The 21662-nt window shown below is 66.7% G+C and carries 19 protein-coding genes; 11 read left to right on the top strand and 8 right to left on the bottom strand.

What is annotated here, in order from left to right; translation table 11 throughout:
- From AC5Y4D_RS02555 to ag85C, 4 genes are all read left to right on the top strand, one after another.
- Complete coding sequence (locus tag AC5Y4D_RS02555; protein WP_499943919.1) at positions 1–462, top strand: MarR family winged helix-turn-helix transcriptional regulator; 462 nt, start codon at positions 1–3, stop codon at positions 460–462.
- Complete coding sequence (locus AC5Y4D_RS02550) at positions 459–1253, top strand: ATP-binding cassette domain-containing protein (RefSeq protein WP_499991360.1); 795 nt, start codon at positions 459–461, stop codon at positions 1251–1253. Before AC5Y4D_RS02555 ends, AC5Y4D_RS02550 begins: the two co-directional genes overlap by 4 nt.
- The gene (locus tag AC5Y4D_RS02545; protein WP_500036268.1) at positions 1243–2070 is read left to right on the top strand and encodes an ABC transporter permease; all 828 of its coding nucleotides are present in this window, start codon (positions 1243–1245) and stop codon (positions 2068–2070) included. Before AC5Y4D_RS02550 ends, AC5Y4D_RS02545 begins: the two co-directional genes overlap by 11 nt.
- Before the next feature lie 185 nt (positions 2071–2255).
- Positions 2256–3290, top strand: coding sequence for a diacylglycerol acyltransferase/mycolyltransferase Ag85C (gene ag85C, locus AC5Y4D_RS02540; RefSeq protein WP_500036267.1), 1035 nt, complete (start codon positions 2256–2258; stop codon positions 3288–3290).
- Between the two features lie 117 nt (positions 3291–3407).
- Here ag85C and AC5Y4D_RS02535 read toward each other — a convergent pair whose 3' ends face one another.
- From AC5Y4D_RS02535 to AC5Y4D_RS02510, 6 genes are all read right to left on the bottom strand, one after another.
- Positions 3408–4115, bottom strand: a complete 708-nt coding sequence (locus AC5Y4D_RS02535) for a prevent-host-death protein (protein WP_500036266.1) — start codon at positions 4113–4115, stop codon at positions 3408–3410.
- Between the two features lie 40 nt (positions 4116–4155).
- Entirely contained in the window at positions 4156–5136 is a 981-nt protein-coding gene (locus AC5Y4D_RS02530) for a transcriptional regulator (protein WP_500036265.1), read from the bottom strand.
- 161 nt (positions 5137–5297) lie between these two features.
- On the bottom strand, positions 5298–5987 hold the full coding sequence (locus AC5Y4D_RS02525) for a YoaK family protein (protein WP_500036264.1): 690 nt from the start codon (positions 5985–5987) through the stop codon (positions 5298–5300).
- Positions 5988–6033: 46 nt separating this feature from the next.
- Positions 6034–7407 carry a maltokinase N-terminal cap-like domain-containing protein gene (locus AC5Y4D_RS02520; protein WP_500036263.1) on the bottom strand — a complete coding sequence of 458 codons (1374 nt, stop codon included), beginning with the start codon at positions 7405–7407 and terminating at the stop codon, positions 6034–6036.
- Positions 7391–9208 (bottom strand): maltose alpha-D-glucosyltransferase, encoded by a 1818-nt coding sequence (gene treS, locus AC5Y4D_RS02515; RefSeq protein WP_499943879.1) that lies wholly within the window; start codon positions 9206–9208, stop codon positions 7391–7393. Before treS ends, AC5Y4D_RS02520 begins: the two co-directional genes overlap by 17 nt.
- Before the next feature lie 122 nt (positions 9209–9330).
- Complete coding sequence (locus AC5Y4D_RS02510) at positions 9331–10374, bottom strand: S1C family serine protease (protein ID WP_500036262.1); 1044 nt, start codon at positions 10372–10374, stop codon at positions 9331–9333.
- Positions 10375–10626: 252 nt separating this feature from the next.
- Between AC5Y4D_RS02510 and AC5Y4D_RS02505 the strand changes: the two genes are divergently transcribed.
- Together AC5Y4D_RS02505 and AC5Y4D_RS02500 are read left to right on the top strand one after the other, a co-directional pair.
- On the top strand, positions 10627–11043 hold the full coding sequence (locus AC5Y4D_RS02505; RefSeq protein WP_500036261.1) for a TIGR03668 family PPOX class F420-dependent oxidoreductase: 417 nt from the start codon (positions 10627–10629) through the stop codon (positions 11041–11043).
- A 154-nt stretch (positions 11044–11197) separates the two neighbouring features.
- On the top strand, positions 11198–13354 hold the full coding sequence (locus AC5Y4D_RS02500; protein WP_500036260.1) for an elongation factor G-like protein EF-G2: 2157 nt from the start codon (positions 11198–11200) through the stop codon (positions 13352–13354).
- Here AC5Y4D_RS02500 and AC5Y4D_RS02495 read toward each other — a convergent pair.
- Entirely contained in the window at positions 13351–14892 is a 1542-nt protein-coding gene (locus AC5Y4D_RS02495; RefSeq protein ID WP_500036259.1) for a FadD7 family fatty acid--CoA ligase, read from the bottom strand. The two genes, AC5Y4D_RS02500 and AC5Y4D_RS02495, sit on opposite strands and share 4 nt — an antisense overlap.
- A 159-nt stretch (positions 14893–15051) precedes the next feature.
- Between AC5Y4D_RS02495 and oxc the strand changes: the two genes are divergently transcribed.
- The 4 genes from oxc (at position 15052) to AC5Y4D_RS02475 (ending at position 18834) form a co-directional block, all read left to right on the top strand.
- Positions 15052–16743, top strand: a complete 1692-nt coding sequence (gene oxc, locus AC5Y4D_RS02490) for an oxalyl-CoA decarboxylase (protein ID WP_500036258.1) — start codon at positions 15052–15054, stop codon at positions 16741–16743.
- 60 nt (positions 16744–16803) lie between these two features.
- Positions 16804–17019: a hypothetical protein gene (locus AC5Y4D_RS02485; protein WP_499943871.1), complete on the top strand. Its 216-nt coding sequence runs from the start codon at positions 16804–16806 to the stop codon at positions 17017–17019.
- Between the two features lie 202 nt (positions 17020–17221).
- Positions 17222–17977, top strand: coding sequence for a L,D-transpeptidase (locus AC5Y4D_RS02480; protein ID WP_499943870.1), 756 nt, complete (start codon positions 17222–17224; stop codon positions 17975–17977).
- A gap of 200 nt (positions 17978–18177) precedes the next feature.
- Positions 18178–18834 carry an O-methyltransferase gene (locus AC5Y4D_RS02475; RefSeq protein ID WP_500036257.1) on the top strand — a complete coding sequence of 219 codons (657 nt, stop codon included), beginning with the start codon at positions 18178–18180 and terminating at the stop codon, positions 18832–18834.
- Here AC5Y4D_RS02475 and AC5Y4D_RS02470 read toward each other — a convergent pair.
- On the bottom strand, positions 18831–20783 hold the full coding sequence (locus AC5Y4D_RS02470) for an SGNH/GDSL hydrolase family protein (protein ID WP_500036295.1): 1953 nt from the start codon (positions 20781–20783) through the stop codon (positions 18831–18833). The two genes, AC5Y4D_RS02475 and AC5Y4D_RS02470, sit on opposite strands and share 4 nt — an antisense overlap.
- Positions 20784–21118: 335 nt before the next feature.
- On the opposite strand from AC5Y4D_RS02470, the gene AC5Y4D_RS02465 reads away from it, so the two are divergent.
- Positions 21119–21649 (top strand): hypothetical protein, encoded by a 531-nt coding sequence (locus AC5Y4D_RS02465; protein WP_500036256.1) that lies wholly within the window; start codon positions 21119–21121, stop codon positions 21647–21649.
- The last annotated feature ends 13 nt before the right edge of the window (positions 21650–21662 follow it).

The raw sequence follows: 21662 nt of genomic DNA, 5'->3' as shown, positions 1-21662 counted from the left end.
ATTGCGACGGTGAGCACCCCCGCCGATCTTGCCGCCGACCTCCCCCGCATTCTGGGCAGGTTCCGCCGGCAGCTGCGCCGCTCGGTCGGCACCGGGTACGCCCCCGGGCAGCTCTCCGAGTCGCAGGCCGAGCTGCTGCGCCTGGTGACCCACCGTCCCGGGGTGTCGGTCAGCGCGGCCGCCACCGAACTCGGGTTGGTCCCGAATACCGCGTCCACCCTGGTCACCAAGCTGTCATGCGCGGGTTTGCTGGAGCGCACGCCGGACCCCACCGACCGCCGGATCAGCCGGTTGCGCCTCACCGAGCCGGCTCAGCAGGTGATGGACACGACGGCACAGGTGCGACGTGCGGTGCTGACCGACCTGCTCGGCGAGCTTGACGAACAGCAGATGGGGGTATTGGCGAAAGGGTTGGAGGTCCTGGAACACATGACCAAGAGACTGCAGGAGCGAAGCGCATGACCCCGGCAATCGACTGCCGCCACCTGACGTACCGCTACGGCCAGCACACCGCGGTCGACGACGTGACCTTTCAGGTGCGGCCGGGCGAGACGATGGGCCTGCTGGGTCCCAACGGCGCCGGAAAGACGACAGTGGTGCGGGTGCTCACCACGCTGGCGCCGGTCCAGGACGGCGAACTGCGCATCTTCGGGCTCGACGCCCGCCGCCAGACCATCGATATCCGCAGCAATATCGGCTATGTACCGCAACAACTTTCGATCGAGACGGCCCTGACCGGACGGCAGAATGTGGAGTGGTTCGCCCGGCTGTACGGGGTGCCCCGCCGCGACCGCCGCGATCGCGTCGAGCAGGCGCTGAACGCCATGGACCTGCTCGACGTCGCCGACAAACTCGCCTCCAGCTACTCCGGTGGCATGGTTCGGCGGCTCGAGGTCGCCCAGGCGCTGGTCAACCGGCCGTCGCTGCTGGTGCTCGACGAGCCGACGGTGGGGCTGGATCCCATTGCCCGTGACGGCGTGTGGACACAGGTGCAGGCCATGCAGCAGCAGTTCGGCATGACCGTGCTGCTCACCACCCACTACATGGAAGAGGCCGACGCGCTGTGCGACCGGGTCGCGCTGATGCATCGCGGCGCTTTGCAGGCAGTGGGGACACCCGAGGAGCTCAAAGCCACCGTCTCGCCGCACGCCACGCTCGAAGACGTCTTCCGGCACTATGCCGCTTCCAGTCTGGACGCCCCGTCGAGCCGCGAAATCCGTTCTAGCAGAGGAGCAAACCGGCATGTCGGTTGACCGGGCGTGTCAGCCCATCGAGGTGAACCCGGTCCGCGCGCCGCGCGGAATGGAGCGGGCCAAAGCGACGCTGAGCCGCGTCGGCGCATTCGCGATCGTCGAACTGCAGAAGCTCCGGCACGATCGCACCGAACTCGTCACCCGGATGGTGCAGCCCGCGCTGTGGCTGCTGATCTTCGGCACCACCTTCAGCCATCTGCGCGTCATCGACACCGGAAATGTGTCCTATCTGGCGTTCCTGGCGCCGGGGATCATCGCCCAGTCAGCACTGTTCATCTCGATTTTCTATGGGATACAGATCATCTGGGACCGCGACGCGGGCATACTGGCCAAACTGATGGTGACTCCGGCACCGGCTTCGGCGCTGATCGCCGGCAAGTCCTTTGCCGCCGGGGTTCGTTCGGTGGCGCAGATCGTCGGGGTGCTGGTGCTGGCGTACGCGATGAACATCGGCTTGACGGCCAACCCGCTGCGGATCCTGGCGGCGATGGCCGCCGTCATGCTCGGTGCCGCCTTCTTCGCTTGTCTGTCAATGACATTGGCGGGTCTGGTCCGAAATCGTGACCGGCTGATGGGTCTCGGCCAGGCCATCACGATGCCGTTGTTCTTCGCGTCCAACGCCCTGTACCCGGTCGAGGTCATGCCGTCGTGGCTACGTGTGTTGAGCAAGGTCAATCCGTTGAGTTACGAGGTCGACGTGTTGCGGGCGCTGTTAATCGGCAGCCCCTTCCACCTGGTGGACGTTGCCGTGCTGCTGATCGCTCCGATCGTCGGAATCATCGCGGCCTCAAAGGTTTTACGACGACTGGTCGCCTAGTCGGGTGACCCGATCGTTACCCGAATGCGACCCGATCGCTGCGGAGTCCCGCCCGAGGCCTAATCGTTAGCCAACCGCGACATCCTGCTGCGGCCGCGACAGCCCGGCCGACCCGACCGGCTGTGTTTGACTCGCCCGGAACAGATTCGACCGCGACGAGTGGCAGACGAAGGATGGGTCAAGCGATGAAGCTCGTGCAAAAGCTGTGTGGCGCAGCAAAAACCATGCCCCGCAGGCTGGCAGTTGCCACGTTGAGCGCTGCCCTGCTGACCGGTCTCGTCGGTGTCGTCGGCGGCTCGGCCACCGCGAGCGCGTTCTCCCGGCCCGGTCTCCCGGTGGAGTCCCTGCAGATCCCGTCGGCGGCCATGGGCCGCAACATCAAGGTGCAGTTCCAGGGCGGCGGGGCGCACGCGGTGTACCTGCTCGACGGGCTGCGCGCCCAGGACGATTACAGCGGTTGGGACATCAACACCCCGGTGTTCGAGGAGTTCTACCAGTCCGGGCTTTCCGTGGTGATGCCCGTCGGCGGCACGTCCAGCTTCTACAGCGACTGGTACCAGCCGTCCCAGGGCAACGGCCAGGGCTACACCTACAAGTGGGAGACCTTCCTGACCCGGGAAATGCCGACCTGGCTGCAGGCCAACAAGGGCCTTTCACCGTTCGGCAACTCCGCCGTCGGATTGTCGATGTCGGGCAGTTCGGCGTTGATCATGGCCGCCTACTACCCGCAGCAATTCCCCTACGCGGCGTCGCTGTCGGGCTTCCTCAACCCGTCCGACGGCTGGTGGCCGACGCTGATCGGCCTGGCGATGAACGACTCCGGCGGCTACAACGCCAACAGCATGTGGGGCCCGTCCACCGACCCGGCGTGGAAGCGCAACGACCCGATGGTCCAGATTCCCCGGCTGATCGCCAACAACACCCGGATCTGGGTCTACTGCGGCAACGGCACGCCCAGCGACCTCGGCGGCGACAACATGCCCGCGAAGTTCCTCGAAGGCCTGACGCTGCGCACCAACCAGCAGTTCCAGCAGACCTACGCCGCCTCGGGCGGACGCAACGGAGTGTTCCAGTTCCCCAACAACGGCACGCACTCGTGGAACTACTGGAACCAGCAGCTGATGGCCATGAAACCCGACATGCTGCAAGTCCTGAATGCGGTCAACCAGCCCCCACCGGCACCGGCACCGGCACCCGCGGCGCCCGGCCAGGGGGCCTGAGCACCGCCAGACCACATCGGCAGCAGCGCAACGGCCAGCGCTGCTGCCGATGTTCTATTCCGCTCCTGACGTAGGTAGCGAGCCTTCAAAGGCTGCGCGTGCGTCGTCGGCCCCCCTCTACCGCCGCAGTGCGGCGCTTAGCAGCTCACCGGCGAGGTGGATGTCGTCGAGTTGCGTGGCGGCACCTTCGGGAATCGCGTTGATTAGCGACAACGACCGCTCGGCATGTGCGTGAAAACAAAAGTCCACGTGGAGTGCGATGTCTCGAGCGAGTCGACGCTCGGACAGCGAAAGCTGTTCTCGCACTAAGGGGCCCGACTCTCGATCTAAGGTAAGACGGACGATGTCGAGTAGGTCCGTGCCCTCCTTCGCCTTACTGCGGTCGAAGGTCGCCTGCAATTTCATGGCGACCAGCGGACCGGGCTCGGCAACCGCAACTTCCATATCAGCCTCGCCGTGCACTGCGATGATGACCGGCGTGGCGGTAGCGGCAGCCCAGTCGTGGGACAGCACGTATAGCCGGCCGGTGGGCTCCTGGGGCAAAGGGTCGAAATCAGCGTCGGCCACTTCCAAGACGTCGACGATCACGTGTCCCAGCGGCGTTGAGACCAGAGCTCCGTTGCGTCCTTCGGCGGGCGCGCTCTTCGATAACAGCAGTTCGAGCTGAGGGTCTTCATGATTCTTGCGGCGGTTCACAATGTCGAGGTCGCTGGTGGTCCGGTGCGGGCTACTGATACGGCATAAGACCGCCAAACCGCCGATCACGGTTACGGGTCGCCCGATCAGAGTCTGGGTTGTGCGGATTGCACAGACAAGCGCCGACATCTGGTTACCCAGTAGCTCAACTCGCGGAGTGAGGTTCCGCCTACCAGACACGAGACCACGGACCTGGTGGACTCCAATCGGCCAAGATCTCCCGCCCGCGGCCCTTGTCCTGAGCCAAGTCCAGCGCAACGAACAGTGGACGGGTCATCGGCCAGTGCTCGCTGTTGCCGTTGCCGTAATAGTCCACAGGGTCCTGCCGGTGTGTGCAAACCAGAGGTGTGGGTGCGATACGCAAGACGGCCACCGGTGTCGTGTTTTCGGGCGCGGGTCCAAGCACGTGGGCTGCCCGGCGCATCACGCGCTCGTCGGGCACATAGAGCACGGGCGGATGACTTGCCTTGATCGCGATGGGCGCGCCGTACACCGCGGCCGCGCGGGAATCGCTCAGCGCCCAACCCAGCGTGTCGAAGTCGTCGAAATTCACACGCAACGCGTCAAGAAGCTCTCCGTTTCGCGGCTCACTGGCAACGGCAAGTTCGGTCGGCTTCCACACGGAAGCAAGCTCCCAGAACAACTCTGGTGTCTTGGGCTTGCCAGCCGCGTTGATCAGATTTGCCTCACGGAGCGCGGCAACGGCGTCGGAGACGGAGCTCGCGGCGCGGGCGATTTGACTCGCCAGAGGACGGATGGCCAGCGGCTGATTGGGATTAAGCAGCATTGCAGATGCGACTTCAACGCCGACTTTGCCAGCGAAGGGCTCGCGCCGGCGGGGCAAACGCGTAGCTGCCGGCACGCTGGTGTCTACCAGCAGTCCCTTGGACACGAGGCGTAGGTGGCCGCGATTGTCCAACCAACCCCAGCCGGCGGCGCGCAGTTCTTCGCGCGCGTCCGCGGTGATTCGGTCCGCTACCACCACCCCGACGGCATCGGTCGGTAGTCGCTCACGCCACATTTTCAGCTGATCACGCAATCCCTTCGCGCTTACCAGCGCAGAGTTCTTGACCATCACCACCAGCTGGCGGTCATCAGGCAACACGATGACGGCGTCAGCCGTTGGATCACCAAGTTCGGCTGCAGGCACAAGCCTTAAGCCCACGGAGGCGACAGCCTCGGCTAGATCCTCTACTGCGCCGTCGCCATGTTGAGGCGATCGTGCCACGAAGCTAGCCTCTCATAACATCGGCCATCGGTCAATACCGAACACCGAACACGCGGGGTCGCGCCGTCTCGAAGGTCAGGTGGTCAGTTCGGCTTGTCCAGCAGGCCGCGCCGGTCGGCGTGCAGGTAGGTGTAACAGGTCGTCACCGCGCACACGAACGCCGCCACACCCAGCATCTGGGTCCCGCTGGTCACCAGGCTGATCGCTCCGCCGATGGCCGCGCCCGACATGAAGGTCGCGAGCATCATGAAGTACCCGAACCAGTCCTCGATCTTGCCGCCGGCGACGTGGCGTTCGATCCCCTGCCCCATCTTGACCAGCGTCCCGGTCACATAGCTCAACGGAACCGACACTTCGCCGTCCTTGACGAAAGACGTGTTCAACGCGCCGACCCCGAACACCACGAACATGACCGGCACGAAGTCGAGCATGGTCTCCTCCCAGCCGCCCAACACGATGTCCAGGCCCGTCGCGAACACCAGCGCGAACGTCGTCAACACCGTCGGACCGTGCGGGTGCGCCGCCCAGTACCGCCGCCGGCAGACCGACGACACCACCACGCCGGCCAAAAAGCACAGCAACAACGTGCCCGCAGTGATCGACAGCCAGACGTCGTCGCGGAACACCCCGAGCACCGCGCGCTGCGCGTTGCCCGTCATGAACGTCACGAAATAACCCTCGGAGTGGCTGAACGCGGTGGCGCCCAGCACGCCGGCCAGCGCGGCCAGTAGCCAGGACAACCTGGCCTCGCTGTCATACATCTCCTTCTGCACACGAGCATGCTTCCAGAGCTGCGCCCGACGGGCATAACGGCGAAGGTCAGGCGGTGGCCAGGCGCGCGATCGAGCGCAACGGTATCGGCAGCCAGGTGGGTCGGTGCCGGGACTCGTAGCCGGTCTCGTACACCGCCTTGTCCAGCTCGTAGGCCGCCAGCAGCAGCGCCGAATCCCGGGGGTCGGTTCCCGACGCGGCGGCGTAACCGTCGCAGAATGCGGCGCGGTTGCGTTCGACCCATTCCCGGGCGCGGGCCGCCAGCTGCTTGTCGTGTTTGTCGGAGCCCTGATCCACCAACGGCCCGTACGCGGCGTACTCGAAGGACCGCAGCACGCCGGCCACGTCGCGCATCGGCGAATCCGGGGCGCGCCGCTCGGCCACCGACTGACCCGGTTCACCCTCGAAGTCGATCAGCACCCAGCTCTCCGGGGTACGCAGCACCTGACCCAGGTGCAGGTCGCCGTGCACGCGCTGGACGGTGATCTGCTCGTCGGCGAGCTTGCCGAGACGCTCCTGAATGGTCGGTACGTACTCGTCGAGTTCGGAGACCGCGGCCGCCGAAGCCGACAGGCGCGCCAGCATGTGGTCCAGCGGGAAGGGCGCCTGCGACGTCCCCAGCGATTCCGCCAAAGTGGTGTGCACCGAGGCCACCGCTTCGCCGAGCCGATAGGACTCACCGGCGAAGTCCCCGCCGACTTCGTGGGCGTACAGGTCACCCTCGGCGAACAGATCGCGCACGCTGGCGGTCGCCATGGCCCACCCTTCGGCCGCGTTGCCGGCGAAGGCGGTGACCATGCCCAGCGGGGACGCGGACTCCGGCGCAGCGTCCGGCGCGCCGATCTCGTAGCTGCCCAGCAACCGGGCCACGTGCGGGTTTCCGGCGCGGCCGAGCACCCGGTTCAGCTCGATGTCGGGATTGATCCCCGCGCTGACCCGGCGGAATATCTTCAGAATCGCCGCCGGCGTCCGGTCGAAGATCACGCTGGTGTTGCTCTGCTCGGCGTCGGAAACCCGGGGGTAGGCGTCCACCGGCAGTTCGATGTCGGGTTCCCGGCTGAACTTCACCCGCAGATCGGGCGAGTCCCGAACCTCCCCCGCGTCGATCAGTGACAGCAGGAAGCACGGTGCGGCGCCGTCGTAGAGCGCGTCGAAGCCGGTGTGCCCGCCGGCTTCGCCGATGGTGGCCTGGTTGCTGAACTCCGAGACGGGCTGGGTGTCCCAGCCGACGATCACCTGGTAACGCTCGGTGGAACCGTCCGTGTAGGCGACGTCGAGCAGCACCAGGTCCAGGTCATTGCGCAACGGCACGACCACCGCGGGCGCGACGCTCGACAGTTGGCGGTTGCGGCCGGCATACCAGCGTTGCTGCGGCAACCAATGCGACCAAGGCAACTGCCCCGCGTCACCGATGCGATTCATGGTCCTCCTCGATTGCGGACAGCTGGAACCAGTAGAACCCGTGCCCCGGCAGCGTCAGCAGATACGGCAGATGCCCGATCCGCGGAAACTCCACCTGTCCGGTCAGTTCGATGGGTGTGTAGCCGTTCCACTGCTGCAGGTTCAGTTCGATGGGCTGAGGGAACCGCGACAGGTTGTTCACGCACAGGACGACGTCGTCTTCCCCGTCTTCGCGGGGGACCTCGCGGACGTAGGCCAGGACCGACGGGTTGGACCCACCGAGTTCGTGGAAAGACCCGATGGCGAACGCGTCGTGGCGGCGTCGCACCGCGAGCATGGTGCGGGTCCAGTTCAGCAGCGACGTCGAGGTGTCGCGTTGGGCTTCGACGTTGACCGCCTGATAGCCGTACACCGAATCCTGGATCGTCGGCAGATACAACCGGCCGGGGTTGGCTTTCGAGAATCCCGCGTTGCGGTCGGGGGTCCACTGCATCGGGGTGCGCACCCCGTCGCGGTCACCCAGCCAGATGACGTCACCCATGCCGATCTCGTCGCCGTAATAGAGCACCGGCGAACCGGGCAGCGACAGCAGCAGCGCGTTGAACAGCCGCATCTGGTTGAAGTCGTTCTCCAGCAGCGGTGCCAGCCGCCGCCGGATGCCGACGTTGGCCTTCATCCGCGGATCCTTGGCGTACTCGGAGTACATGTAGTCGCGTTCCTCGTCGCTGACCATCTCCAGGGTCAGTTCGTCGTGGTTACGCAGGAAGATCCCCCACTGCGCCATATCGGGGATCGCCGGCGTCTGGGCCAGGATCTCCGAGATCGGGAACCGGGACTCGCGGCGCACCGCCATGAAGATGCGTGGCATCAGTGGGAAGTGGAACGCCATGTGGCATTCGTCGCCGCCGGTACTGGGGTCGCCGAAATACTCGACCACGTCGGCCGGCCACTGGTTCGCCTCGGCCAGCAGCACCCGGCCGGGGTATTCGTCGTCGACCACCTTGCGGCACCGCTTGAGGAAGGCGTGCGTCTCGGGCAGGTTCTCGCAGTTGGTGTTCTCCCGGGCGAACAGATAGGGCACCGCGTCCAGCCGGAATCCGTCGATGCCCAGGCCGAGCCAGAACCGGATGACGTCGATCATCGCCTCTTGCACGGCCGGGCTGTCGTAGTTCAGGTCCGGTTGATGGGAGAAGAACCGGTGCCAGTAGAACTGGCGGCGGACGGGGTCGAACGTCCAGTTCGACTCCTCGGTGTCGACGAAAATGATCCGGGCGTCCTTGTACTTCTCGCTGGTGTCGCTCCACATGTAGAAGTCGCCGTACGGGCCGTCGGGGTCGCGCCGGGATTCCTGAAACCAGGGATGCGAATCCGATGTGTGGTTCATCACCAGGTCGGTGATCACCCGGATGCCCCGCTGGTGCGCTTCGTCGATCAGCGCGACGAAATCCTCCACCGTGCCGAACTCGGGCAGCACCTTGTAGAAGTCGCGGATGTCGTAGCCGCCGTCCCGCAGCGGCGAGTCGTAGAACGGCGGGAGCCACAGGCAGTCGACACCGAGCCATTGCAGATAGTCCAGGCGATCGATCAGTCCGCGCAGGTCACCGGAGCCGTCGGCGTTCGAGTCGAAGAACGCCCGGACCAGCACCTCGTAGAAGACCGCGTGTTTGAACCAGGTCGGGTCGGCGGGCAGGGCGGCCGCGTTGCCGAAGTCCTCGACGTTCGGATGCTCGACGACACCCCCCTCGACGTGACTGCCCTCTGAGGGATCATGAGAGGGATCGTGCGCGGGATCGTGCCGGACGGCATCTCTCTCGTCGTTCATCAATTCCACGATGCCACGGGTACCCGACCCACCCGGCTAAGAATCACCGGATGGCAACATGCCTGGAACAAAATCGTGAATTGCCGCTAATACCAAAAGGTTTCGCTCGTCGCAACTCGAGATCAGGCCGGCGGTCCCTCGGCCAGGGTCACGTTCTCGGTGCGCGCGACACCCGACTTGGTGGTGAAGCTGATCGAGATCACATCTCCGGGATGGTGCGGGGTGAGCGCGTCCGAGAGCGCGGTGGCCGAGTTGATCGGCACGCCGTCGATCGCGGTGATGACGTCGCCGTTGGAGATCCCGACGGACGCCGCGGGCGCGGTGCCCACCACGCGTTGCACCCGTGCACCGTTGCCGCCGTTGTCGACGACGCCGAGACCGAGGAACGCAGTGGGGCCGACGTGCACGGTGGGCGAACCGCCGCCGCTGCGGATCTGATTGGCGATGCCCATCGCGGTGCCGATCGGAATGGCGAAGCCCTGCCCGCCCTGCAGCTGGAAGCTTTCGGAGGCGGCCGTGTTGACGCCGACGACCTGACCGGCACTGTTGACCACCGGGCCGCCGGAGTCGCCGGGCGCGATCGCGCCGTCGAACTGGATCAGACCGTTAAGGGTCTCCTCGGCCCCGGTCAGCGCGTCCGACGCCTGGACGGTTTGGTTCACGGCGATCACCTTGCCGGGCACCGCGCGTGGGGTACCGCCCTGTCCGCCCGTGTTGCCCAGCGCCACCACCGGCTCGCCGACGCTCACCGGACCGCCGATCGCGGCGGTCGGGACGCCACCGGCGCCGCGCAGCTGGATCAGCGCGACATCCTGGCTGCGGTCGTACCCGATCACGTCCACGCCGTAGGTCCGGCCGTCACCGACGCTGAACGCGCTGATGTCGGTGGCGCCGGAAATCACGTGGTTATTCGTCAACACCACACCGTTCGGGTCGATGACGATGCCGGTGCCGGCGCCCACCGCATTGTTGTAGCCCAACTTGGTGTTGATGTTGACCACCTGCGGACCCACCTGTGCGACGGTGGCCGCCGGGTCGAGTGGTTTGGCCGGGAATTCTTTCAATGGCGTTGCCGACGCGGGCGCCGGCGGAATAGCCAGGCTCAATCCGACCAGAGTCAGCAGGGCGATAACCCAGCTCAGCGAACGGTGGCGCATTGTGTTCATCCCGTAGAACCTCCTGCGTCGGATCGATTACCGCATGTCCCAGCCGTGAGTCCGGTCGCGGCGTTTGGTGTCACCACCGTAATCCAAATACCCATTTGATACGGAGGTCAGCCGCGGAATCGGGAAAATTCAGTTAGCGATATGGGTCGAATGGCGCCCGATCGAGCCAAAACCTGGCACCGAGGCGGAAATTGCCTAATCGTCCAACCGGACCGGTGACTTTAATCACTGTCCCGCTCATAAGCTGGCCGGGTGGAATTCGACCCGGCGGACTGGTTCGCGCGGTCGCCGGTCGCGCGGTTGGCCACGGTCACCGCCGAGGGCGTCCCGCATCTGGTGCCGGTGGTGTTCGCGGTTTGCCACGAAGAAGCCGCAGCCGTCGTCTACACCGCGGTCGACGCCAAACCGAAGAGCACTCGGCGGCTGCGCCGGCTGGCCAACATCGAAAGCAACCCGGCGGTGAGCCTGCTCGTCGATCATTACGACGCCGACTGGACGAGGCTGTGGTGGGTCCGCGCCGACGGCAGCGCCACGATCGCCCGCGACGGCCCGGTGCTGCACACCGGATACCGGCTGCTGCGCGCCAAATACCCTCAGTACCAATCGGTTTCACTGGACGGTCCGGTCATCGCGGTGACGGTGCGGCGCTGGTCGGGTTGGCACGCCTGAGGCCCGGCGGGGACTGAACGACGCGGGGACCCGTCCGCGCGTCGATCCCCCGGCGGGCGCCTCGACCCTTGTGCTGGGCGTCGGTTGGGAGAAAAGTTGAACCTGCGCCCTGTGAGCTGGATCACCCGTACCGCGGGAGAACTGGAGGAACGTCATGGCCGACAGAGTCAGTGCTGCTGCTCAGGGGACGGCCCCCACCGCGAGCGGTCCCGACGGCATCCGCAATGTCGTGCTGGTCGGACCCTCCGGCGGCGGGAAGACCACCCTGATCGAGGCACTGCTGGTCGCCGGCGGGGTGTTGTCCCGGCCGGGATCGGTCACCGAGGGCAGCACCGTCTGCGACTTCGACGAGGCCGAAATCCGCCAGCAACGCTCGGTCGGTGTCGCGGTGGCCTCGCTGGCGTACGACGGCGTCAAGGTCAACCTCATCGACACACCCGGATACGCCGACTTCGTCGGGGAGTTGCGCGCCGGGTTGCGCGCTGCCGACTGCGCCCTGTTTGTGATCGCCGCCAATGAGGCCGTCGACGAGCCGACCAAGTCGCTGTGGCAGGAATGCAGCCAGGTCGGGATGCCCCGAGCCGTGGTCATCACCAAGCTCGACCACGCCCGTGCCGACTACCCCGAGGCGCTCGCCGGGGCGCAGAATGCGTTCGGCGACAAGGTCTTACCGTTGTATCTGCCGACCGGCCCGCCCGGTTCCCCAGGCTTGATCGGGCTGTTGTCGCAAACCCGGTACAGCTACGCCGACGGCCGCCGCACCACGTCTGCGCCCGACGAGTCCGACGCCGACCGCATCGAGGAGGCGCGTGGCAGCCTGATCGAAGGGATCATCGAAGAGTCCGAGGACGAATCCTTGATGGAGCGCTACCTGGCCGGCGAGACGATCGACGAATCGGTGCTGATCCAGGATCTCGAGAAGGCCGTCGCGCGCGGCTCGTTCTTCCCGGTGATCCCGGTGTGCAGCAGCACCGGCGTCGGCACCCTCGAACTGCTCGAGGTCGCCACCCGCGGCTTCCCGTCCCCGATGGAACATCCCCTGCCGGAGGTGTTCACCCCGCAGGGCGCCGCGCACGACGAGTTGGCCTGCGACGTCGACGCGCCGCTGCTGGCCGAGGTGGTCAAGACCACCTCGGATCCCTATGTCGGGCGGGTCAGCCTGGTCCGGGTGTTCTCCGGGAGGATCAAACCCGATGCCACGGTTCATGTGTCGGGCCACTTCTCGTCCTTCTTCGGCACCGCCAACGGTCACGGCGGCAACCACCCCGACCACGACGAAGACGAGCGCATCGGGGTGCTGTCGTTCCCGCTCGGAAAACAGCAGCGGCCCGCGCCCGCCGTGGTGGCCGGCGACATCTGCGCGATCGGCAAGCTGAGCCGCGCCGAAACCGGCGACACGTTGTCCGACAAGTCCGAGCCGTTGGTGCTCAAGCCGTGGACGATGCCAGAACCGTTGCTGCCGATCGCAATTGCGGCGCACGCCAAGACCGATGAGGACAAATTGTCGGTCGGGTTGAGCCGGTTGGCGGCCGAAGACCCGACGTTGCGCATCGAGCAGAACCCGGAGACCCATCAGGTGGTGCTCTGGTGCATGGGAGAGGCCCATGCCGGCGTCGTGCTAGATGCCCTGGCCAACCGGTACGGGGTGACGGTAGATACCGTCGAGCTGCGCGTGCCGCTGCGAGAAACCTTGGGCGGCAAGGCCAAAGGGCACGGTCGCCATGTCAAGCAGTCCGGCGGCCATGGCCAGTACGCGGTGTGCGACATCGAGGTCGAGCCGTTGCCGGAGGGTTCGGGGTTCGAGTTCGTCGACAAGGTGGTCGGTGGGGCGGTGCCGCGCAACTTCATCCCGAGTGTGGAGAAGGGGGTGCGCGCCCAGATGGACAAGGGTGTGCACGCCGGGTATCCGGTAGTCGACCTGCGGGTCACGCTGTTCGACGGCAAGGCGCACAGCGTCGACTCGTCGGACTTCGCGTTTCAGATGGCCGGCGCGCTGGCGCTGCGCGAGGCCGCGGCGGCGACGAAGGTGATCCTGCTCGAACCCATCGACGAGATCTCGGTGCTGGTGCCCGATGACTACGTGGGTGCGGTGATGGGCGACCTGTCCAGCCGTCGCGGCCGGGTGCTGGGCACCGACACCGCCGGCCACGAGCGCACCGTCGTCAACGCCGAAGTGCCGCAGGTCGAATTGACCCGCTATGCCATCGATTTGCGCTCCCTGGCGCACGGGGCAGCATCCTTCACCCGCACCTTCGCCCGCTACGAACCGATGCCGGAATCCGCCGCGGCCCGGGTGAAGACCAGCGCTTAGCTCTGCGGCTGTGAGCCGAACCGCTGGGCGACCGCGCGCCGGTCCAGCGATCCCTTCGCGGTGTGCGGCAACTCGCCGGTCACCTCGAAGCTGGCCGGAATCTCGAACGGCGCCAACCGATCCCGGCAGAACCGGGTCAGTTCCTCGGCGGTGGGCGCCGCGCCGCGGGGCACGATCACCGCGGCCACCGCTTCGCCGTACATCGGGTGCGGCACCCCGAACACCGCCACTTCCATGACGTTGGGATGGGTGGCGAGCACACTTTCGACGCGTTCTGGTGAGATCTTCTCACCGCCGCGGTTGATGAGTTCTTTGATCCGGCCACGGATGCTGAGGTCGCCGGCTTCGGACAGCGTCCCCAGATCTCCGGTGCGCAGCCAGCCATCGGTGAAGTTCGCCGCGGTGATCTCGGGGTCACCGAGGTAGCCGCGCACCACCGTGGCCCCGCGCAGCCACACCTCTCCGACCGCGCCCGGCGCGACGGGTTGTCCGTCGGGGCCGACGATGCCGATCTCGGGGCCGGTGGAGCGCCCGACCAGACCGGTCGCGACGGCGGGGTTCATCTCCTGATCGGCTGACGTGGTGGCCACCTGGTGGGTGGCCTCGGTCATGCCGAAGGCGCACAGCACCGGCGCGGAGAACTCCGCGTGCAGCGCGCGCGCCACTTCCGGCGTCAGCGGAGCACTGCAACTGCGGATGAAACGCAAAGCGGCACTGCGGTTTTGCGAACCGCGCTCCAGCAGGATCTGGTGGATGGTCGGCACCGCGGTGTACCAGGTGGCCTTGACGGCGTCGATGTCATCCCAAAATGTGTGCGCCGAGAACTTGCCGCGTGCGGGCAACAGCACCGTTCCACCGGAGGCCAGCGTCGACAGCAGGGCCGCGATCAGGCCGTGGCCGTGATAGAGCGGCATCACCGCGACCGTCGAATCATGTTCGGTCAGTTGGTATCCGGCGACGACGGCCCGTACCGAGGTGGCGATGTTGTCGTGCGTCCAGGGAACCATCTTGGGCAGCCCGGTGGTGCCGCCGGTGAACATGATCATCGCGTCGTCGTCGCGCAACCCCGCCGGTGTGGAAGCGGCCGGGTCGGGCGGGGTGCCGGCGTCCAGGTGGGCCGCCCAGCCACCGTCCCTGTCGGCGGCGGTCACCGAAATCGGCCACCATCGCACCGACGGCTCCGACGGGTCACCCGTCCCCTCGACGAGCACCGCCCGCGCCCCCACCGCTTCACTGCGGGCACGCTGATCGGCCACCGGCAGCGCCGGATCCAACGGGACCACGACCAGGCCCGCCCGCAATCCCGCCAACAGGCCTACGACGAATTCGGCGCTGCTGCCGGTGCGCAGCCCCACCCGGTCCCCCGATGCCAGTCCGGCCTGCCGCAGTTTCCCGGCCATGTCGTCGACCCGTCGGATCAGGTCGCGGTAGCTGACCGGGACGCGATCGGCGGTGACGACGAGGGCCGCCGCCTCCGGTGCGCGTCCCGCGGCCGCCGCGATCATCTCCACGATGCCTGGATGCCGTTCGAATGCCATATGCAGCACCCTGCCGCGCCAGAGCGCTCGCTGTCCAATACCGGTCCGCTACCGGTCTCGATAGACGGCGTGGATCATCGGATGGCGACCGGGTCTTGGACACGGCCGACGAACCCGACGACAGTGATGCTGAGACATCACATACGAGGAGCACCCAGCATGAGCGCCGAACTGACCGACGGCTTCCACCTGGTGGTGGACGCGCTGCAGGCCAACGACGTCGAGACGATCTACGGGGTCGTCGGGATCCCGATCACCGACCTGGCACGGACCGCGCAGGCCCGCGGGATCCGCTACATCGGCTTCCGGCATGAGGCCTCGGCCGGCAATGCCGCTGCGGCCGCGGGCTTTCTGACCCGTCGCCCCGGGGTGTGCCTGACGACATCGGGGCCCGGCTTCCTCAACGGCCTGCCCGCGCTGGCCAATGCCACCACCAACTGCTTTCCGATGATCCAGATCTCCGGCTCCAGCGGGCGGTCCGTGGTCGATCTGCAGCGCGGGGATTACCAGGACATCGACCAACTCAACGCGGCGCGCCCGTTCGTCAAGGCCGCCTACCGGATCGGCCGGGTGCAGGACATCGGGCGGGGTGTCGCGCGGGCGGTCCGGACCGCGATCTCCGGTCGGCCCGGTGGCGTGTATCTCGACATCCCCGGGGAAGTGCTGGGCCAGGTGATGGAGGCCGGACCGGCCGCCGCTTCGGTCTGGCGCGTTGTCGACCCGGACCCGCGGCAACTGCCGGCACCCGACGCGGTGGACCGGGCGCTACGGGTGCTGGCTCGGGCTCGGCGGCCGCTGATCGTGCTGGGTAAGGGCGCGGCATATGCCCAGGCCGACAACGTGATTCGGGAGTTCGTGGAAACCACCGGCATCCCTTACCTGCCGATGTCGATGGCCAAAGGCCTGCTGCCCGACGTGCATCCGCAGTCGGTCGCCGCAGCCCGCTCCCTGGCGATCGCCCGCGCGGATGCGGTGCTGTTGGTCGGGGCACGGCTGAATTGGTTACTGGGCCATGGGGAATCGCCGCAGTGGTCGCCGGAGACCGAGTTCGTGCAGATCGACATCGCCCCAGCGGAGTTCGACAGCAACCAGCCGATCGCGGCGCCGCTGACCGGTGACATCGGTTCGGTGATGTCGGCGTTGCTGGACGGGTTGGCCGAGCATCCGATCGCGGTCGACGCCGGGTGGACCGACGAGCTCGCCGAACGCAAAGCCCGCAACGACGCGAAGATGCGGGAGAGGCTGGCCGAGAACCCGCATCCGATGCGGTTCTACAACGCCCTGGGCGCCATTCGGAGTGTGTTACAACAGAATCCGGACGTCTACCTGGTGAACGAGGGTGCCAATGCGCTGGACCTGACCCGCAACGTCATCGAGATGGAACTCCCGCGGCATCGGCTCGACACCGGCACCTGGGGCGTGATGGGCATCGGGATGGGCTATGCCATCGCCGTCGCGGTGGAGACCGGGCGGCCCGTCGTCGCCGTCGAAGGCGACAGCGCGTTCGGTTTCAGCGGCATGGAGATCGAAACGATCTGCCGCTACCGATTGCCGGTGACCGTGGTGATCCTCAACAACGGCGGTGTGTACCGCGGCGACGAATCCGTCACCGGCGCCGATCCCGCGCCCACCGTCCTCAACGCCGGCGCCCGGCACGAACTGCTCGCAGAAGCCTTCGGCGGCAAGGGTTACCACGTCACGACACCAAGCGAACTCGAGGCGGCACTGACCGAGTCGCTGGCGTCCAACGGCCCGGCGCTGATCGACTGCGCCCTCGACCCCGCCGCCGGAGTGGAGAGCGGCCACCTGGCCGGCCTCAACCCCCAGCGGCGCGACGTGCAATCCAAGTGAGAATGCCTGCGAACTCTGGGTATTCAAGGAACGGTTGATCGATGCCGAGAAGGAGACACCATGGCCCACGTATTCGTCGAACCACGGCCAAAGGGCCGTGACGGAGACCCGATTTCCCACTATGTCGTGGAAGAACACGCAGACAGCGTTCTTGCCGAGTTCAACACCCAGCAGGAAGCTGTCGAGTGGGCGAAACAGCAGGGACACGCACCTCACGTCGCCCGCGTCCGTCACCTGGACGACAGGAAGAAGCCCGACCAATGGCGGGCGGTCTAGCCGCCCGACCAGCTTTGCCAGTGAGGGGGCCGAGCGGCCTGAGAACCGCGTGCACTTCGACGTCACCCGCGTCACTCGGGTGACTTGATCGGCGCCTCGCTATGCCGAATTGTTTGCTATGGCCGCTCGGGGTGGATAGCCACTAGAATATTCGCTTGTGTCCACCGCACCATCCCGAGCACCATCCCGAAGGGTGAAGGCCATGCGTCGAGCGGTTCGTTACTTATTCGTCCTGGTCGCGACCACGACGATGGCCGCAGCCGGGTCGGGCAGCCCCGCCACCGGCGCCGTTCCGGTACCGCATCCGCTTCCCGCTGTCGCGTCGGTGTTTCCCAGCCAAGGCGCGGTGGTAGGCATCGCCACACCTGTTGTGGTGACTTTCACAGCTCCGGTGGCCGATCATCGCGCCGCCGAGCGGTCCATCCGCATCAGCTCACCGAGCAATATGACCGGCCACTTCCAGTGGCTGGACGGCAATGTCGTGCAGTGGGTACCGGATCGGTACTGGCCCGGCCACACCCGCGTGTCGGTGGGGGTGCAGGAGCTGACGGAGGGCTTCGAGACCGGCGACGAATTGCGCGGTGTGGCCAGTATTTCCGCGCACACCTTCACCGTCAGCCGCAACGGGGAGGTACTTCGAACGATGCCGGCGTCGATGGGCAAGCCCAGTCGTCCGACGCCGATCGGAAACTTCAACGCCATGTCCAAGGAACGCACCGTCGTGATGGACTCCCGCACCATCGGCATTCCGCTCAATTCCTCGGACGGGTACCTGATCACCGCGTCGTACGCAGTACGCGTCACGGGCAGTGGGGTTTACGTGCATTCGGCGCCGTGGTCGGTGAACTCGCAGGGCTACGCCAACGTCAGCCACGGCTGCATCAACCTGAGCCCGGACAACGCCGCCTGGTACTTCAACATGGTCACCATCGGCGACCCGATCGACGTCGTGGCCTGAACCCCAGCGGTTGCCGCGTTTCTAGCGTGAATCCTTGGCTTTGCGCGTGAATCCTCGGCTTTCAGCGTGAATCCTTGGCTTTGCGTGGGCAGCCTAGGCGGGATTTCGGGCGATTTTTCCGCCCTGGGCTCACCCTGAAAGCCGTCGCTTCACAACCGAAGCCGAGGAGTCACAGCGAAGTGGGGCATACAGTCGGAAGCATGCCCAACACCCTGCAGGACCCGCGGGTCGCCTCGACGCTCGACCGGATGTACACCGCCGCCAAGGACCAGATGTCGCTGTTGCGCGCACGGCACGATCAGTTCAACCGTCCGATGACGGCGCAGGAGCGCACCGAGGCGATGAGCGAGTTCTACATCCCGGTGACTCCCGATGCGGGCCGGTTGCTCTACGCGCTGGTGCGGGCTACCCGTCCCGCGACCGTCGTCGAATTCGGCATGTCCTTCGGCATTTCCGCGATCCACCTGGCCGCCGCGGTGCGCGACAACGGCAGCGGCCGGGTGATCACCACCGAACTGAGCGACACCAAGATCGCCGCGGCCAAGCAGACCTTCGCCGACACCGGATTGCAGGACGTGATCACCATCCTGGAAGGCGATGCGTTGAGCACGCTCCAACAGCTGGGTGAGCCGGTCGACTTCGTCCTGCTCGACGGCTGGAAAGACCTGTACGTCCCGGTGATCAAGCTGCTCGAGCCGTCACTGTCCGCGGGCGCGCTGGTGATCGCCGACAACACCGAAGCCCCCGACACCCGGCCCTATCTGGACCACGTCCGCGAACCCGGCAACGGTTACGTCAGCTTCAACTTCAACGCCAGGGACAGCGACAGCATGGAACTCAGCTGCTGGACCGGCTAACGCAGTGACTCCTCCAGCCACGGCAGCAGCCATTTGACCCCTTCCGGGGTGAGGTGCACACCGTCGCTGCGCAGCTTGATGCCGTCGACCTTGGCGGTGTAGACGCCGTCCGGGCCGAGCTTCTTGTTCAGGTCGACGATCCCGACATTCCGGCGCTGCCCAATTGCGTTGCGCAGCATTGTGTTCCACTGATTGACCCGATCCGGCTGGTCCTCCGGATACAGCCGGCCGTCCGGCTTCTCCCCGCCCCGGCTGTAGGGCACCGTGGCCACCATCACCCGGACACCGGTGGAGCCGACGATGTCCAGGGCCCGATTCAGCTCGAAGTTGAGGTAGGCGTCGAAGGCCGGGTCGCCGATATGCGTCCACTTGCCCTCGTTGACCCGGTCCACCGTCTCCCACCGGCCGATCACCAGCAGTGCGACATCGGGCCGGTCCTGGTTGATCTGCGTCGCCCAGCGACCGGGCCAGGTGTCGCATTCCGTCCGCTGCTCCAGCGTCTGGCCGATGTAACGGTACGGCGTGCCGCGCACCAGGCTGCATCCGATGACGGTGTGGTCGACGAACTTGAAGCCGGGTGTCGGCGGCAGGAAGTGCATCATCGTCCAGCCGATGGAATCGCCGAAAACCGAAACGGTGAACGGCTGGTTGGGATCCCGCGGGCCGGGGACCGCGGTGGGCTGGCCGGTTCCCGGCGGCGACGGGGACACCGCCGCGACCGCGGAAACCCCCGGCGGTAGCCCGACTTCACGCAGTCCCGTGCCGACCGGAACCACCAGGATCGTCGCCGCGGCGGCGCTGGCGACGGTCGCCGCCGCCAACGGCAGCAGCGGCACCCGCTCCGGTCGCCAACGCCCGATCGGTTGCTCGATCGCCCAATAGGAGACGCCGGCCACCGCCAGCGTCAGCGCGCAGCGGGCCGCGAACAGTCCGGCGCCGGACCACCCGGTGCGTTCGCCGTTGAGCACCAGGAAGATCGGCCAGTGCCAGAGATACACGCCGTAGGAGATGGTGCCCAGCCACACCAGAGGGCGCCAGGCCAGCGCGCGGGCCACCGCACCGCGCTGCTCGATCGCGACGGGTGCCACCACCAGGACGGCGGCGACAGCCACCACGATCAGCAGTCCGTGCCGGAACTCACCGGCGCTGCCTTTCGCGTAGTGCGTGACCAGCGCGAGCACCGCCAACCCGACCATCGGCAGCAGGCGGGCGGTGCGCCGCCCCCACCGGGTGCGGATCAGGCACCATCCCCGGTTCAGCGACGGCCAGTCGCGGACCAGCAGGGCCGACGCCGCGGCACCGATCAGCAGCGCCTGCGCCCGGGTATCGGTGCCGAAGTAGATCCGGTCGCGGGTGGCGTCGCTGGTGAACACGATGGCGGCCGCGGCCGAAGCCAACACGCCGAGGCTGGCGATGACGAAGGCGGCGAACCGGACGTGCCCGACGGTGGTTTTGGCGAAATAGCGCCGGGCGCGGGCCGCCAACAACAGGGTCACCGCGATCAGCAGCACCGGCCAGACGATGTAGTACTGCTCTTCGACCCCCAGCGACCAGGTGTGCTGCAGCGGCGACGGCGGTGCGCCCTGGGTGAAATAGTCCGTCTTCTGAGCCACAAACCGCCAGTTGGCCATCCAGCAGAACGCGGCGATCGCGTCACCGCGCAGACCGTTCAGCGACTGGTACGGCAGGAACTCGCGGGCCACGCTGACCGTCAGAACCATCAGCAGCAGCGCCGGCAGCAGGCGGCGAGCCCGTCGTATCCAGAAGCCGGTCAGGTCGATCCGACCGCTGCGGCCGAGTTCGTCGAGCAACAGTGAGGTGATCAGGAAGCCGCTGAGCACGAAGAAGATGTCGACACCGATGAATCCACCGGCGACGCCGGGGATGCCGCCGTGTCCGATCAGGACCAACCCGACCGCTATCGCGCGCAGGCCGTCCAAAGCTGGGATGCCGCTGTGCCGTTCGGTCCGGTCCCAGACTGCTGACCGTCCGGCACGACGAACCGGGGCGACCCAACGTTTACGGGATGCGGACGAAGCCGGTGCGGTGTCCGTCCCGCCCGGCTCAGCGTCTGCCGCTGCTGCGCCCTGACCATTCGGTCGTCCGGCGCCGAATTTGGTGGCGATACGTCGCTGCCCCTCCTCTTGATCCCCGCAAGCCTAGGTGCGGGACGCTCCGATCTCGGTCAGGACACGCGGGATAGTCCAAGACACGCAACGGATTTGCTCATCCCGGTCCGTATCCTGGTCGCGGACACACCGCAGCACGAGCAGAAGGCATCGACATGGGCTGGTTTTCCCGGCGCCGCAAGACCAAGCCGGAGCCGGAAGTCACCAGCGCACCCCAGGCCCAACTGCCGATCCCCGAGTCAGGCGCCGGGCCGCCGTGGACCGGCCGCGCGCTGCAACTCCCCGCGTCACCCAGCCCGGCGACCGCGTCCCAACTGGCCGAAAGCGCCGCCGCTGCGGCCCTACAGGTGGCCGGTATCGAGCTCGACTACAGCCCGGCCTCGCTGCACCGGGTGGACGAGATCCTGGACGGCTTTCGCACGGCCGGATCGGACTTTCTGGCCGAGTCCATCTTCGTGTTCGGCTGCTATCTCGGTGAAGTCATGGTCCGCCACGCCGGCTATCAGTGGGTCGAGACACCCGACGACCTCGTCCAGCATCTGGGCAGGCTGACCGTTTACCACCCCGGTACCCGGTCCCGCGCCAACCCGATCGACAAGGCCTTCAAACGCGTCGACTACGGCGATCCGGACAACCTGCCGTACTTCTACCGCGTGTTCACCACCGAGAACCCGTTCCAGTCTTAGCCGATCCGTCGAA

Source organism: Mycobacterium sp. NGS67 (assembly GCF_059812185.1).
Note: the sequence above shows the minus strand (reverse complement) of the source record. Positions and strands in the feature narration are given on the sequence as shown.